At 64.0% G+C, this 14,746-nt stretch carries 13 protein-coding genes and 1 riboswitch; of the genes, 7 read left to right on the forward strand and 6 right to left on the reverse strand.

Features of this window, described 5'->3' with window-relative positions; genetic code table 11:
- Position 1: 1 nt before the first annotated feature.
- The 6 genes from cobG to X730_RS139820 form a co-directional block, all read right to left on the reverse strand.
- Positions 2 to 1,480, reverse strand: a complete 1,479-nt coding sequence (gene cobG / locus X730_RS139845; protein WP_023827330.1) for a precorrin-3B synthase — start codon at positions 1,478 to 1,480, stop codon at positions 2 to 4.
- Positions 1,477 to 5,079: a cobaltochelatase subunit CobN gene (gene cobN / locus X730_RS139840; RefSeq protein ID WP_023827331.1), complete on the reverse strand. Its 3,603-nt coding sequence runs from the start codon at positions 5,077 to 5,079 to the stop codon at positions 1,477 to 1,479. Before cobN ends, cobG begins: the two co-directional genes overlap by 4 nt.
- Positions 5,080 to 5,097: 18 nt before the next feature.
- Entirely contained in the window at positions 5,098 to 6,150 is a 1,053-nt protein-coding gene (gene cobW / locus X730_RS139835) for a cobalamin biosynthesis protein CobW (protein WP_023827332.1), read from the reverse strand.
- Positions 6,151 to 6,152: 2 nt separating this feature from the next.
- Positions 6,153 to 6,578, reverse strand: a complete 426-nt coding sequence (locus X730_RS139830) for a DUF1636 family protein (RefSeq protein ID WP_023700378.1) — start codon at positions 6,576 to 6,578, stop codon at positions 6,153 to 6,155.
- A 37-nt stretch (positions 6,579 to 6,615) separates the two neighbouring features.
- Positions 6,616 to 6,821, reverse strand: a riboswitch (cobalamin riboswitch).
- A gap of 58 nt (positions 6,822 to 6,879) precedes the next feature.
- Positions 6,880 to 7,572 (reverse strand): DUF6348 family protein, encoded by a 693-nt coding sequence (locus tag X730_RS139825; RefSeq protein WP_023690307.1) that lies wholly within the window; start codon positions 7,570 to 7,572, stop codon positions 6,880 to 6,882.
- Positions 7,573 to 7,601: 29 nt separating this feature from the next.
- A complete protein-coding gene (locus X730_RS139820) occupies positions 7,602 to 8,825 on the reverse strand; it encodes a winged helix-turn-helix domain-containing protein (RefSeq protein WP_023827333.1) in 1,224 nt (407 codons plus the stop codon).
- A 327-nt stretch (positions 8,826 to 9,152) separates the two neighbouring features.
- Between X730_RS139820 and X730_RS139815 the strand changes: the two genes are divergently transcribed.
- The 7 genes from X730_RS139815 to nuoF are packed head-to-tail and all read left to right on the forward strand — an operon-like array spanning position 9,153 to position 14,743.
- Positions 9,153 to 9,518: an NADH-quinone oxidoreductase subunit A gene (locus tag X730_RS139815; RefSeq protein ID WP_023670825.1), complete on the forward strand. Its 366-nt coding sequence runs from the start codon at positions 9,153 to 9,155 to the stop codon at positions 9,516 to 9,518.
- Entirely contained in the window at positions 9,509 to 10,090 is a 582-nt protein-coding gene (locus X730_RS139810; RefSeq protein ID WP_023670824.1) for an NADH-quinone oxidoreductase subunit B, read from the forward strand. The genes X730_RS139815 and X730_RS139810 overlap by 10 nt, the downstream gene beginning before the upstream one ends.
- 4 nt (positions 10,091 to 10,094) lie before the next feature.
- On the forward strand, positions 10,095 to 10,700 hold the full coding sequence (locus X730_RS139805) for an NADH-quinone oxidoreductase subunit C (RefSeq protein ID WP_023731236.1): 606 nt from the start codon (positions 10,095 to 10,097) through the stop codon (positions 10,698 to 10,700).
- Positions 10,701 to 10,709: 9 nt separating this feature from the next.
- Complete coding sequence (locus X730_RS139800; RefSeq protein ID WP_023670822.1) at positions 10,710 to 11,900, forward strand: NADH-quinone oxidoreductase subunit D; 1,191 nt, start codon at positions 10,710 to 10,712, stop codon at positions 11,898 to 11,900.
- On the forward strand, positions 11,901 to 13,232 hold the full coding sequence (locus X730_RS139795) for an NADH-quinone oxidoreductase subunit E (RefSeq protein WP_023670821.1): 1,332 nt from the start codon (positions 11,901 to 11,903) through the stop codon (positions 13,230 to 13,232). It begins immediately after the preceding gene.
- Positions 13,232 to 13,435, forward strand: a complete 204-nt coding sequence (locus tag X730_RS139790; RefSeq protein ID WP_023670820.1) for a hypothetical protein — start codon at positions 13,232 to 13,234, stop codon at positions 13,433 to 13,435. Before X730_RS139795 ends, X730_RS139790 begins: the two co-directional genes overlap by 1 nt.
- A 3-nt stretch (positions 13,436 to 13,438) precedes the next feature.
- Entirely contained in the window at positions 13,439 to 14,743 is a 1,305-nt protein-coding gene (gene nuoF, locus X730_RS139785) for an NADH-quinone oxidoreductase subunit NuoF (RefSeq protein ID WP_023670819.1), read from the forward strand.
- The last annotated feature ends 3 nt before the right edge of the window (positions 14,744 to 14,746 follow it).

The raw sequence follows: 14,746 nt of genomic DNA on the forward strand, positions 1-14,746 counted from the left end.
CTTATTCCTGTCGGTAGCTTTCGGCGATTGCCGCCGGCCCGAGCCTTGTCAGGCAAGCGGCGGCGGTTTCGCCCTGAAATCGTGCGCTGCGGATCATCGCCGCGACGCGACTGACGCCGCGTGCGGCGTCATAGCCCGGCCTGTAGCCCGCAGGAAGGGCCTTTGCCGTCGCGTTCACGACAAGTCCGGCTCCGTTTTCGCCGCCGACGATTGTTAGCGCGGTAGAGCCGGGGTGAGCGCAGCCCTTGGCGCAACCGGAAATGTGCAGTGTGAAGTCGAGGATATCAGCGTTTTCGGCGGCGATTGTCTCGGCGATGTCGCGCGTGGCGATGCGGCCGGAGGCACACGCAGGGGTGCCGGGGCAAGCGGCGATGCGGGTGCGCGGGTCGGCGGCGGTGGTGACGAAGCCGAGGGCGGCGGCGGTGGTTTGGAGGAGGGGGTTCGCGGCTGGTGGTTGGCCGAGGAACAGCAAGGCGCGGCCGGGTGCGAGGCGGATTTCGGCGGTGCCGAGGGACAGGGCGCTTTGGGCGAGGGCGATGAGTTTTTCGGCCGGCATGCTGCCATAGGGGAGGGCTATGCCGAGAGCGGTGGTGTCGTTGGATAAGGGGAAAAGACCGATAGGCCGGCGATCCTGCACACCCCCCTCTGTCCTGCCGGACATCTCCCCCGCTTGGGGGGAGATTGCGTCTTCGTGGGCGATTTCGCCAATTTTCAGCGTTGAAAGTGGAGAGCCGCCGGCGACCCTGCTGATCTCCCCCCTTGAGGGGGAGATGTCCGGCAGGACAGAGGGGGGCGCCTCGCGCAAACTTGTCAAACATAGCCAATCGGCAAGAGATGCCAATTGCCTCTCCGACAAATCCTTTGCATGGGCGTCGCGGCCCTTCTCTGCAACCATTCGAAGAGCAGCGACAGTGATATCGCGCGCTGCATCGTCCCCAACCGTCGCAAGCAGTCTCGCGCTTTGGCCGTCAATCGCGACAGATACAGTCCACAGAACGTTACCGCCGTCCCCCACCGCCTTCAGCCTGACATCGGCCGTCACCCCATCCATCGTCAACTGCCCGCCGCCATCGACAACCACCGAAACCTTCGGCCCGAGCCTTGGCGTCAGCCCAGCTTCCTCGACCGCAGCCCTGACCGGCTCAGCCAAAGCTCGCGGATCGGCAATCTCCCGTGGATCGATGCCGGCCAGCGGCCCGGTCTCGACCGGCACGCCGGTACGCACTGCAATCCCCAGTGCATCGACCTCCGCCGCCAACAGCACCGCACTTTCCGCTGTCAGCCCGCGTATCTGCAGGCTGCCTCGTGCGGTCACTTCCATGATGCCGTTGCCGTGCTTCAAGGCGGATTCGCAGAGTCCGATCAGCGACCTGGGGGAAAGCCCTCCCGCAACCGGGTTGAGCCGCACCAGCAGGCCATCGCCGGTCTGCATCGGCGCCGAGAGAGCCGGACAGGCGCCGCGGCGCGAGAAGGCGTTCATGCCGCGACCCCGAGCCACTCGGCCTCGGCGATGAGGGCCGCGAGATCATCGTCTATCGAGTTGCGCAGGGGATGCCAGAGACCGCGCCGCCGTGCCGACAGGAAGCGTTCGGCGATGACTTTGGCTGCGGCCGGGTTTTCGCGCAGGATGAAGGCGCGGACATCGGGAGCACCGACATAGGCATCATACACGGCCTCGATCAGCGCGCCTGAAATGGCGTGCGTGGTTTCGGCAAAGCCGATGAGGCGATCGACCGTCTCGGCGAATTCCGATGCGCCGCGCGGGCCGTGCCGCATCTGACCGGCTATAAAGCGGGCATTGACCGCACGCGCCCGCACCACCCGCGATACCGCCTCGCCGACCGAGCGCGGCTTGGGCTTCAGCGGATCGGTGGTGTCGAGCACGATGACGTCGGCATTTCGGCCCAATGCCGCAAGGGCGGCCGAAAAGCCGCCGATGAAGGCGACATCGGCGGAGCCCTCGAGAATATCGCGGCCGGGATCGTCGCCGGTGTGGACGAGCAGATCGGCCTCGGCGATGCGGGTCTCGAAAGCGCCGGGGGAGGCGATGCCTTCGCCCTCGGCGCCGCCATAGGCATGCGATGTCGCATCGAGATAGGCGCGGCCGATCTCTTCGCGCGCGGCCCAGTCGCCACTCGACAACAGGTCCTCGACGCCGGCGCCGTAGGTGCCGGGCGAGGTGCCGAAGATGCGCGGGCCGATCTTGCCATCGGCACGGGTTCTGGCGGCGAGCGGGTTTTCCGAATCGTCCTCGTCGCGTGCGGCAACGGCGTTGGCAGCGGCGTCGATCAGCGCGATCTGGGTCGGGAACATGTCGCGGAACAGACCCGAAATCCGCCAGGTGACATCGACGCGCGGGCGGCCGAGCGTGGCCGGCGGCAGCACTTCGATGCCGGTGATGCGGCCGGTGGCCGAATCCCATTGCGGCCGGCAGCCCATCAGCGCCAGGCCTTGCGCGATCTCCTCGCCCCCGGTGCGCAGCGAGGCCGAGCCCCAGAGGTCGATGACCAGAGAACGCGGCCAGTCGCCATGTGACTGCATATAGCCGCGCACGACCTCTTCCGCCGCCGATCGGCCCAGATCATAGGCGGTCGGCGTCGGCATGGTGCGCGGATCGGAGGTGAAGAGATTGCGGCCGGTGGGCAGCACGTCGGAGCGGCCACGCGCAGGCGCCCCGGCCGGGCCGGCCTTGACGTGGCGGCCGTCGAGCGCCGCCAGCAGCGCGGCCTTCTCGGCTTCGGCGCTTTGCCGGCGCATGGCGTCGGGTTCGTCGTCTGGCGCGCGGCCGTAAATATGCAGGCCGTCCTTGATGGCGAAATCCTTGAGGTCGCAGAGCCAGGCGTCGATGCGGCGCAGCGCCTCGTCGGGCGCATCGGTTCCGGCGACGCCGGCTTCGGAGGCGAAGCCGGTCTTTTGCGCCGTGTCGACGATCAGCTTGGCCAGACGATCGCGGCGGCGGCGGTCGAGGCCGTCGGCCTGGGCATATTCGTCGACGAGGCGTTCGAGCTTGTGCTGCCCTTCGTCTAGGCCGGCACCGGTCAGCGGCGGCGGCAGATGGCCAAGCGTGACGGCGGCGATACGCCGCTTCGCCTGCGCCGCTTCGCCGGGATTGGAGACGATGAAGGGGTAAATGACGGGCAACGAGCCGGTGACGATCTCGGGGAAGCAGTTTTGTGAGAGCGCTACCGTCTTGCCGGGCAGCCATTCCAGCGTGCCATGAGCGCCGACATGGATGAGAGCATGGATGCGGAGCGATTTGCGCAGCCACAGGCCGAAGGCGATGAGGTCGTGGCGGGGAGGGAGCGTCGGGTCGTGGTAATCGGCGCGGCGGTCGGCCGAGCGGCCACGGTCGGGGGCGAGAGCGACAGTGATGTTGCCGAAGGTGGCGGCGCGGAAGGGGAAGCCGCTCTTACCCTCCCCCTTGTGGGGAGGGTGGCCCGNCGCCGACCCTCCCCACAAGGGGGAGGGTGAAGGGACGCCCCATGCCGCCTCGACTGCAGCCAGTGCCTCAGCCGGCAAATCCTTTGAGAAGTCCAGATACTCATCCAGCCCCAGCCCACCATCGCTCCGCTCCAACGCGTCCAGCAGCGCACGCGGCGTTTCTGGAATCCCGTCAACGCGATAGCCCTGCTCCTTCAGGTCATGCAGCATGGCCAGCACGCTGGACGGCACATCCAGGCCCACTGCATAGCCAGTGCGGCCGGGCGCGCTCGGATAGTCCGGAATGAGGATCGCCAACTTACGCGTCGCGCGGGGCGTCTGCTGCAACCGTGTGAACGCCGCTAGCCTGTCCGCCACTTGCGCCACGCGATCCGGTTCCGGGCGGTTGGCGAAGGCGCGGTGGCCGAGCGCCGGGTCGGTCTCGCTCTCGCCCTTGAAGGAAATCGCGCCGGCGAGGATGCGGCCGTCGAGTTCGGGCAGCACGACATGCATGGCGAGGTCGGCGGGCGCCAGGCCGCGCTGGTTGTTGTCCCAGACGTCGCGGCGGGTGGTGGCCACGATGACCTGGAAGACAGGCACGCCGGCGCGGTCGAACAAGGTTTCGACGCCCGGTTCGGCGCCGGATGCGAAGGCGGTTGCGGTGATGATGGCGGCGGGGTTGAGCGCGGCCAGAGCAGTTTCGACGAAGGCCAGGGAGGTCGGGTCTTTGAGGCTGGAGACGAAGATCGGGACCGGTCTCATGCCGCGCTGGCGGAGTGCAGCAAAGAGGGCATCGATTGGCGCGACATCGGCGGCCAGCAGCATCGAGCGGTAGAAGAGGATGGGGATGATGGGAGAGTTGATGTTGTCTGCGCCGAGTTCCCGCCCACCCCCCTCTGTCCTGCCGGACATCTCCCCCGCAAGGGGGGAGATTGATCTGTCGTCAACGGTTTCGCCAATCTTAGATGACCCAGACAGCTTCCTGTTCAACGGGGCCGAAGAGGAGCCGGCTGTGGTGACGGCTGATCTCCCCCCTTGAGGGGGAGATGTCCGGCAGGACAGAGGGGGGTGTGACGGAACGCCGACATCGGCAAATTCGACCACGCCGCAGCCAGGCTCATAAAACCCGGCTTTCGGCACGCTGACCGGCTCAGCCGCCGCCGCATCCTGCCCAGCCAACCCCGCCAGCCGCTGCATCAGCGCTGCCATATTCTCCGGCCCGCCCTCGCGGAAATAGCCCAGCAGGCCGTCCAGCTCCTCGCGCGGCAGCGTAGAGGCTTCGATCAGCCTGAGATCCTCGTCGTGGCTCTCGCCCGGCAGCAGCGCCAGCTTGATGCCGTTCGCACGGGCAGTCGCGGCAAGCTGGTCGCAGCCATAGCGCCACCAGTCGTAGCCGCCGAGGATGCGCACCAAAATCACCTTGGCGTGGCGGGCGACGCTGTCGATCCAGAGGTCCACGGACATGGGATGGCGCAGGTCGCGCAGCGCCGCCAGCCGCATCGACGGCAGGCGGACGGCATCGGCCTTCCAGGCCGCCGCGAGGCCGGCGAGGTCGCTGTCGGTGAAGGACAGCGCCACGATATCCGCCGGCGTCTGCCGGAGATCAACTGGCTCGGCGAGATCGTCGAGCGAGGCGGAGGTCGTGGCGAGTATATGCATCGCGGCTCGTGCCTGAGATCAACCGGCGAGTATACGCTCGATCGCCGGACGGTTCAGCCCCTTCAGGCCAATGACGACGAGACGCGAGCGGCGATCGTCCTCGGCCGTCCAGGCGCGGTCATAGTAATGGTTGACGCGTGGGCCGACGGCCTGCAGCAAAAGCCGCATCGGCTTGCCGCCGACATCGACGAAGCCTTTTACACGCAACACGTTTTCCTGTTCGGCGGCGGTGGCGACGCGCTTGGCCAGGTCGTCGGGATTGGCGATCGAGGGGATGTCGACGATGAAGGTGTCGAAATCGTCATGCTCATGATCGAAAGCGCCGTCGTGATGCGACTTGCGGTTCTCGATGTCGTCTTCGACGGCGAGACCGAGGCCAAGCAGCACCGACGGGTCGACCTTGCCATGCGCAGTCGGCACGATTTTTACCCCGCGAGCGGAATGCTCATTGATGATGGCGTTGGCGCGGGCCGAACCGGCTGAATCCATCAAATCGCTTTTCGACAGGATGATCAGGTCGGCGCAGGCGATCTGGTCCTCGAAGACTTCTTCGACCGGATCGTCGTGGTCGAGCGTTTCGTCCTGAGCGCGCTGTGCCTGCAACGCGTCCATGTCGTTGGCGACGCGGCCTTCGGCCAGCGCCGGGCCGTCGACCACGGCGATGACGCCATCGACGGTCACCCGGCTCTTCACGCTTGGCCACTGGAACGCCTGGACCAGCGGCTTGGGCAGAGCGAGGCCCGAGGTCTCGATCAGGATGTGGTCGACCCTCGGTGTCAGCGCGAGGATCTTGTCGAGGGCGGGCACGAAATCGTCGGCGACTGTACAGCAGATGCAGCCATTGGCCAGTTCGACGATGTTTTCCTCGGGGCAGGTGTCGATGCCGCAGCCTTTCAGGATTTCCCCGTCGATGCCGATGTCGCCGAACTCGTTGACGATGATGGCGATGCGCTTGCCGCCGGCATTTTCCAGGAGATGGCGGACCAGCGTCGTCTTGCCGGCGCCGAGGAAGCCTGTAACGACAGTGCAGGGAACACGGGAGAGGTTGGCGGCCGGGTTTGAAGCGTTCATCGTCAGTCCTTCAGCATGTCGAGGGGTGGGATGCGGGCAACGAGGCCGCGCTTGAGGCTATCGGGCCGGCCGCGCCACGGGATGAGGCCGTCGGCCGAAGTCGCGAAGAGCTTTGCGCCGGTAACGAGGTCGGCGCCGCTGGTTGCGGTCAGATCGCCGAAAACATAGCTCCAGCAGCCATCGCGCAGGATCGCGGCGCTGAGGCGGCGCTTGCAATTGCCGAGACATTCGGCGGTGCGGACCCGGATATCGCCGGCAGCGGCGCGGCGTGTGTCCTCAGCCAGCAATTCGCCGGCGCGCGGATGGGCGTCGGAACCGGTCTCATCGCGGCAGGAGGCGCAGACGATGACGGTCACGCCGGTCAGGGCGTCGTTGTCCCCGGACGCAATGTCCGCTGTGCCAGCCGAAAAACTGCTGTTCTGGTCCAAAAACCGTGCTCCTTGCCCGGAAACCCGCCAGGCGATCGGATACTTTGTCTCAGACGGCAGGTCTCCTGGCTCGCGGGTCGTCGCCTTGGTTAGCCGCCTTCCCGGTGTTACCCAGTGGCTTTCGGCCTTGGCTCGTCGCTTACAGTTGCGGGGACAGCCGCGGATTTGGGACCGAAATCCCGCACCGCATTCCCTCTTGGCCCTTGCCGTTGCGGGCAGGGGACCGTCTGCAGCGGATTTAGGCTTTTGCGGGCGGCGGTGTCAACGCACGGCTACGACATGGCGATGTCGGCAGGGGCTGTCATGTCCCGGCTTCCGGCAGTGCCAGGATGACCTGTCGGATAGCTTGATAGCCATCGCTATAGTCCCAGTCATGACCGACAGCCAGATTCTGTCCCTCATGCCAAACCGCGTTGTCCAGAAGGACTTCGGCACTAATCAGCGTGCCCTTCAAGCCTGCCAGAAAGGTCCGGACAAAATGGCTTCCGGGGGGTACCGAAGCTGTGAACAGCTTTTCCAGCTTGGCATAGAATGCTGGATAGCCTGGTGTCAGCGAGCATAGCTCGGTTGTGGCCTGGGAAATGACCGGGCCGCTATAGATTTTCCAGCGGGCATCTTTTCGCCAGATCTTCCAACTGGCGCTGCTTCGCTGCCAAAGCTCTATTTCGGCCTGCATGTTCTCGCAGACGTGATCGGCCAGTCCCTCAATGGCCACATGGAAAACACCACGGAGAAACTTTTCAAACGCCTGGTTCAGTTCCTGTTCGCGCGTGTCGCCGAAGCCAGCAAAGGATTCAATGACCGGCTGAACATCAAGCAGCGGAGAAAAAATGTAGATTTCCAGGACCAGCCGGTCAGAACTCGTCTCGAACACCTCAGCCTCAAACCGAAGCTGCTTCGATTGGAGCATGACGTCCCTATCTCTGCGGACTGCATCTATTCCATGCGCAATGAGGGCGCCATGGATCATGTCGAGCACTTTGTCCGATGCCATTGCACAACCTACGAGGCTTATTGAGGCGTCTATGACAGACGCTGCAAGGGTTGGCCATCTCTCTCGCTAGCCAATGCCGGCCCCAGATTGCCGGCCGGCGTCACTTCGATGCGCTCAAGGCCAAGCCAGCCCTGCATCTCCTTTAGTTCCTCGAAAAGCTGTGCGGTGGTCTCAGGCGGTGCGCCTGCTTCGGCATAGGCGGCGTGGACGCGTAAGACACTCGCAGGCCGGTCGGCCTTGAGATCGACGCGGGCGACGATCCGGTCGCGGAGCAGGAAGGGCAGCACGTAGTAGCCATATTGGCGCTTTTCGGCCGGCGTGTAGATCTCGATGCGGTAGTGGAAATCGAACAGGCGCTCGGTGCGCGAGCGCTCGAAGACCACCGGATCGAAGGGCGCCAGTAGCGCGCGGGCCTCGATCTTTCGCGGCAGACGGGCGTCCTTATAGAGGTAAGCCGGCTTGTCCCAGCCTTCGACGTTTACCGGCAGCAACTCGCCCATCTCAACCAGTTCCTCCAACCGGCCCTTCATGTCGGCTGGCGACAAGCGGAAATAATCGCGCAGGTCACCCGACGTCGCGATGCCGTGGGCGCGGGCGGAAATGCGCAGCAATTCGCGGTGCGCGTCCTCGGCCGCCGGCACCGGCAGATCGAGGATCGCCTGCGGCAGCACGCGCTCGGGCAGGTCGTAGAAACGCTCGAAGCCACGGCGGTGCGCCGTGGTGATGCGTCCGGCCCAGAACAGCCATTCGAAGGCGTGCTTGGCGTGGCTCCAGCCCCACCAGCCGCCCGAACCTTTCTGGCCTTCCAGTGCCGAAGCGGCGATCGGGCCGCGCTCGGCGACCGCGCGGTAGATCTCTTCGATATAGGCGGCGTGCTCGCGGCCCCATTTGGCGAGGCCGAGATACATTTCGTCGCCGCTTTCAGCGCGCTGCATGCGCCAGCGCATCAGCGGGTAGGTCTCGACCGGCAGGAACGAGGCCTCATGCGCCCAGTATTCGAACACCGTGCGTTTGCGGGTGATGGCCGCATTGTCGAGCAAAGCCAGCGGGTAGGGGCCAAGGCGCGAATAGAGCGGCATATAGTGGGCGCGCACCACGGCGCTGACGGAATCGATCTGCAGCAGGCCGGTGCGCGACAGCACGCGGGCGAGGTGGCGGCGATCGGGCGTGCCGACCGGGCGGGGATCGAGAAATCCTTGCGCGGCGAGCGCGATGCGCCTGGCCGCGGGGAGTGAGATTTTGTCCTTCGTCAAAGTGTCTTGCCTCGAACCATTTTCCCGACTTTAGCCGGCGATTCCGGTCATGCTAGCAGGCAAATGGCGGGAGATGTGTCAGGAGACAAAAGTGGAGTGAAAGATGAAGGAAATCAAACAGGAGGAGATCGGACCAGTTTTTCCCGGCCTGCCGTCCAGCACTGTCTTTTGAACAAGGTTTGACTTGCTTCGCTGAAAGCCCTGCGCTAACCCTCGCCGCGTTGCAGCAAAGGCACCTAAAACGGTTCAGCGGTTAAACTGTCGCGCTTCCGCATTAGGGTTGGTTGCTGTAATCAAAGTGGATTGGCCGCCAACGGAAAGCCGAGCATGAACGTACTCCTCAGTTCATACCTGCCCATCGTCCTCTTCATCGCCGTGGCCGCAGTTGTAGGCCTGGCGCTTATCATCGCGCCGTTCCTGGTGGCTTATCGCAATCCCGATCCGGAGAAGCTTTCCGCCTACGAGTGCGGGTTCAACTCGTTCGACGATGCCCGGATGAAATTCGACATCCGCTTCTACCTGGTGTCGATCCTGTTCATCATCTTCGATCTGGAAGTGGCCTTCCTGTTTCCGTGGGCGGTGTCGTTCTCGAAGATCGGCATGCTCGGTTTCTGGTCGATGATGGTGTTTTTGGCGGTGCTGACCATCGGCTTTGCCTATGAATGGAAAAAAGGAGCGCTGGAATGGGATTGAACGACAGTTCCGGAACGCTCGTCGCGCCGAAGCCCAAAGGCCTGATCGACCCCAATACCGGACGTCCGGTCGGTTCCGACGATCCGTTCTTCCTCGAGATCAACAATGAACTGGCCGACAAGGGTTTTCTGGTCACCTCGACCGAGGCGCTGATCACCTGGGCACGCAGCGGCTCGCTGATGTTCATGACCTTCGGTCTCGCCTGCTGTGCCGTCGAGATGATCCACACCTCGATGCCGCGCTATGATTCTGAAAGGTTTGGCGTGGCTCCTCGCGCGTCGCCGCGCCAGTCCGACATCATGATCGTGGCGGGAACGCTGACCAACAAGATGGCCCCGGCTTTGCGCAAGGTCTACGACCAGATGCCGGAGCCGCGCTACGTCATCTCGATGGGCTCCTGCGCCAATGGCGGCGGCTATTATCACTATTCCTATTCGGTGGTGCGCGGCTGCGACCGCATCGTGCCGGTCGACATCTATGTGCCCGGCTGCCCGCCAAGCGCCGAAGCGCTGCTCTACGGCATTCTTCTCCTGCAGAAGAAGATCCGCCGCACCGGCACGATCGAACGGTAGACCCATGGCCGCATCCCTGAGCGAACTGTCGACCTATCTCGGCGAAAAGCTGCCGGGCCGCGTCACCGATGCAGTGCTTGCCTATGGCGAACTGACGATCTCGGTTGCTACAGACAATCTGATCGAGGTGACAAGCTTCCTGCGTGACGATTCGGGCTGCCAGTTCATTTCGATCATCGATATCTGCGGCGCCGACTACCCGTCGCGCGTCAAGCGTTTCGATGTCGTCTATCATCTGCTGTCGCCGAAGCAGAATTTGCGCATCCGCATCAAGGTGCAGGCCGACGAAGAGACGCTGGTGCCGTCGCTCACCGCTGTCTATCCCGGCGCCGACTGGTATGAGCGCGAAGCCTACGATCTCTATGGCGTGCTGTTCTCCGGCCATCCGGACCTGCGCCGCATCCTCACGGATTACGGCTTCGAGGGCCATCCCCTGCGCAAGGACTTCCCGCTGACAGGTTTCGTCGAGGTGCGCTACGACGACGAAGCCAAGCGCGTGATCTACGAGCCGGTGGAATTGAAGCAGGAATTCCGCAATTTCGATTTTCTTTCGCCATGGGAAGGGACGGATTACGTCCTGCCTGGGGACGAAAAAGCCAAGACGAATTGAGGCGCCAGAATGGCTGAAACCTCCGTCCGCAACTTCAACATCAACTTCGGACCGCAGCACCCTGCGGCGCACGGTGTTTTGCGTCTTGTGCTGGAGCTCGACGGCGAAGTGGTCGATCGCGTCGATCCGCATATCGGCCTGCTCCATCGCGGCACCGAAAAGCTGATCGAGCACAAGACCTACCTGCAGGCCGTGCCCTATCTCGACCGGCTCGATTATTGCGCGCCGATGAACCAGGAGCATGCCTTCGCGCTCGCCACCGAGCGGTTGCTCGGCATCGAGGTGCCGAAGCGCGGCCAGCTGATCCGCGTGCTCTATTCCGAGCTCAGCCGCATCATGTCGCACATCCTCAATGTGACGACGCAGGCGCTGGATATCGGCGCGCTGACGCCGCCGCTGTGGGGTTTCGTCGAACGCGAAAAGCTGATGGTGTTCTATGAACGAGCCTCGGGTTCGCGCATGCACGCGGCCTATTTCCGTCCGGGCGGTGTGCACCAGGATCTGCCGGCGAAGCTGGTCGAGGACATCGGCAAGTGGATCGACCCGTTCCTGAAGTCGCTCGACGACCTCGACAAGCTGCTTACCGGCAACCGCATCTTCAAGCAGCGCAATGTCGATATCGGTATCGTGTCGCTGGCCGACGCCTGGGCCTGGGGCTTTTCCGGCGTCATGGTGCGCGGCTCGGGTGCGGCCTGGGATTTGCGCAAGTCGCAGCCTTATGAATGCTATTCCGAGATGGATTTCGACATCCCGATCGGCAAGAACGGCGACTGCTACGACCGCTACCTCGTGCGCATGGAAGAAATGCGCCAGTCGGCCAAGATCATGCGTCAGTGCGTCGACCTTCTGCTAGGCAAGGAGAGCACCGGGCCGGTGTCGAACCTCGACGGCAAGGTGGTGCCGCCCAAGCGCCAGGCGATGAAGCGCTCGATGGAAGCGCTGATCCATCATTTCAAACTCTATACTGAGGGTTACCGCGTGCCGGCCGGCGAGGTCTATGCCGCAGTCGAGGCGCCGAAGGGCGAGTTCGGCGTCTATCTCGTCTCCGACGGCACCAACAAGCCCTACCGCTGCAAGCTGCGCGCGCCCGGCTTCGCGCATCTGCAAGCCATGGATTTCCTCTGCCGTGGCCACATGCTGGCCGACGTCACTGCCGTCCTGGGTTCCCTCGACATCGTGTTTGGTGAGGTCGATCGCTAAATGTCAGTCCGCCGTCTCGCAGAAGCAAGCGTCCAGCCAGCCTCCTTCGCCTTCAACCGGGCGAATGCGGCGGTTGCGAAGCAATGGATCAAGAAATATCCGAAGGGCCGCGAGCAGTCGGCGATCATTCCCTTGCTGATGATTGCGCAGGAGCAGGAAGGCTGGGTCACCAAGGCGGCGATCGAGACGATTTCGGACATGCTCGGCATGCCGCGCATTCGCGGCCTCGAAGTCGCGACCTTCTACACGCAGTACCAGCTCAATCCGGTCGGCACGCGCGCACATATCCAGGTCTGCGGCACCACGCCCTGCATGCTGCGCGGCTCGGAAGCGCTGATGGATGTGTGCCGCTCGAAAATCCATCACGACCAATTCCACACCAACGACAAGGGCACACTGTCGTGGGAGGAAGTCGAATGCCTCGGCGCCTGCGTCAACGCGCCGATGGTGATGGTCTTCAAGGATACGTTCGAGGATCTCACCCCCGAGCGGCTGGCCGAAATCATCGATCTTTACGATGCGGGCAAGGGCGCCTCGGTTCCCACGGGACCGCAAAACGGCAGAACCGGCTCGGAGCCGGCGCCTGGCCTGACGACGCTGAAGAGCGAAAAGGCGATCCTCAAAGCAACGCGCGACAAGGAAGCCAGGGCGGCGAGCAAGGCTGCCCACGCGGCGCCCGACGCAATCATTGCGGCGCCTGTTCCGGCTCCTGCCGCTCCTGCAGCGGCCGCCCCGGTCGCGCCATCCAACGCCGGCAAACCGAAAACCGATGCGCCGGAAACCAGCTCGGCGTTGAAGTCGCCCTCCAGGGCCAAGGTTGCACCGGCGGCGGAAAAAGCGGCGAGCGTCCCGGCGCCCCTGCATTCGGCCGCCAACGCCAACACCGCGGCGCCTGAAGTCGAGAAGGTCGCCAAGCAGCGTAATGGCCCGAAGACCACCTCCACGCCGGCAGCTGCCTTCATCGCTCCGGAATTCAAGGCGCCAGCGGCCAACGCCCCGGTGGCCCCGACCGTCAAGGCGCCGACAGCCAGACCCGCAAAGCCGTCGCTCGAGGACAAGAACCGTCCGGCCGGAATCGACAGGCCGGCTGCGGTCGACGATCTCAAGCTGATCTCGGGCATTGGCCCGAAGATCGAGGGCATCCTTCATTCGCTTGGCATCTTCACCTTCACACAGGTCGCATCCTGGAATAAGGCCGAGCGCGACTGGGTGGATGGATATCTCGCTTTCCAGGGCCGCATCGAGCGCGACGACTGGGGCAAGCAGGCCAAGGCGCTCGCCAAGGGCGGCGTCGCCGAATACATCCGCGTCTTCGGCAAGGAGCCACGTTGATGGCTGAAGCGCAAAGCACCGGATCTTTGCTGTCGCTGCGCAGCATTGTCATCGGCGTTGTCTGCATCGCTGCTGCCAACATCCTTCTGGAGGGGCTTCGGCGCCTCGTCGAATTGCCGTTTTCGGATACCCTGGAATCGATGGCCGCGACCGGCATAGGCGTGCTGGTGTGGGTCTCGATCGTCTTGCGGGGAAAGAGGTAAGTCATGCTGGCTGACAAAGACCGCATCTTCAACAACATCTACGGGCTCTTCGACAAGTCACTGGCCGGCGCGATGGCGCGCGGCGCCTGGGACAACACGCCCGGCATCATCGCCAAGGGGCGAGAGTGGATCGTCAATGAGATGAAGGCGTCCGGCCTGCGCGGCCGTGGCGGCGCCGGCTTCCCGACCGGGCTGAAATGGTCGTTCATGCCCAAGCAGAGCGATGGAAGGCCGAGTTATCTCGTTGTCAACGCCGACGAGTCCGAGCCCGGCACGTGCAAGGACCGCGATATCCTGCGCAACGATCCGCACACCCTGGTCGAGGGCTCGTTCATCGCCGGCTTCGCCATGGGCGCGGTCGCCGCCTACATCTATGTGCGCGGCGAGTTCATCCGTGAGCGCGAGGCGCTGCAGCGCGCCATCGACGAGGCCTACGAGGCCAGGCTGATCGGCAAGAACAACACGTCCGGATACGATTTCGACATCTACATGCATCACGGCGCCGGCGCCTATATATGTGGCGAGGAAACAGCACTTCTCGAAAGCCTCGAAGGCAAGAAGGGCCAGCCCCGGCTGAAGCCGCCATTCCCAGCCAATGTCGGCTTGTACGGTTGTCCGACTACCGTGAACAATGTCGAGTCAATCGCGGTCGCGCCGACCATTTTGCGCCGTGGCGCCGCCTGGTTCTCGTCCTTCGGCCGCCCCAACAATGTCGGCACCAAGCTGTTTTGCATCTCGGGCCATGTCAACAATCCGTGCACCGTCGAAGAGGCGATGTCGATCCCGTTCCGCGAGCTGATCGAGACGCATTGCGGTGGCATTCGCGGCGGCTGGGACAATCTCCTCGCGGTCATTCCGGGCGGCGCTTCGGTGCCGCTGGTGCCGGCCGAGCAGATCATCGATGCGCCGATGGATTTCGATGCTTTGCGCGACCTGAAATCCGGCCTCGGCACGGCGGCTGTCATCGTCATGGACAAATCGACCGATATCGTGAAGGCGATCGCCAGGCTTTCCTATTTCTACAAGCATGAGAGCTGCGGCCAGTGCACGCCATGCCGCGAAGGCACCGGCTGGATGTGGCGGGTGATGGAGCGGCTGGTGCGCGGCGAGGCGCAGAAGCGCGAGATCGACATGCTGCTCGACGTCACCAAACAGGTGGAGGGTCATACGATCTGCGCGCTGGGCGATGCCGCGGCATGGCCGATCCAGGGCCTGATGCGGCATTTCCGCGGCGAGGTGGAGCGGCGCATCGACGAGTTTTCGCGCAACGCGCACCGGGCCGAACCGGTGATGGTGGCGGCTGAGTAGATT

Source organism: Mesorhizobium sp. L103C131B0, from assembly GCF_000502275.1.
Classification (GTDB): Bacteria; Pseudomonadota; Alphaproteobacteria; order Rhizobiales; family Rhizobiaceae; genus Mesorhizobium.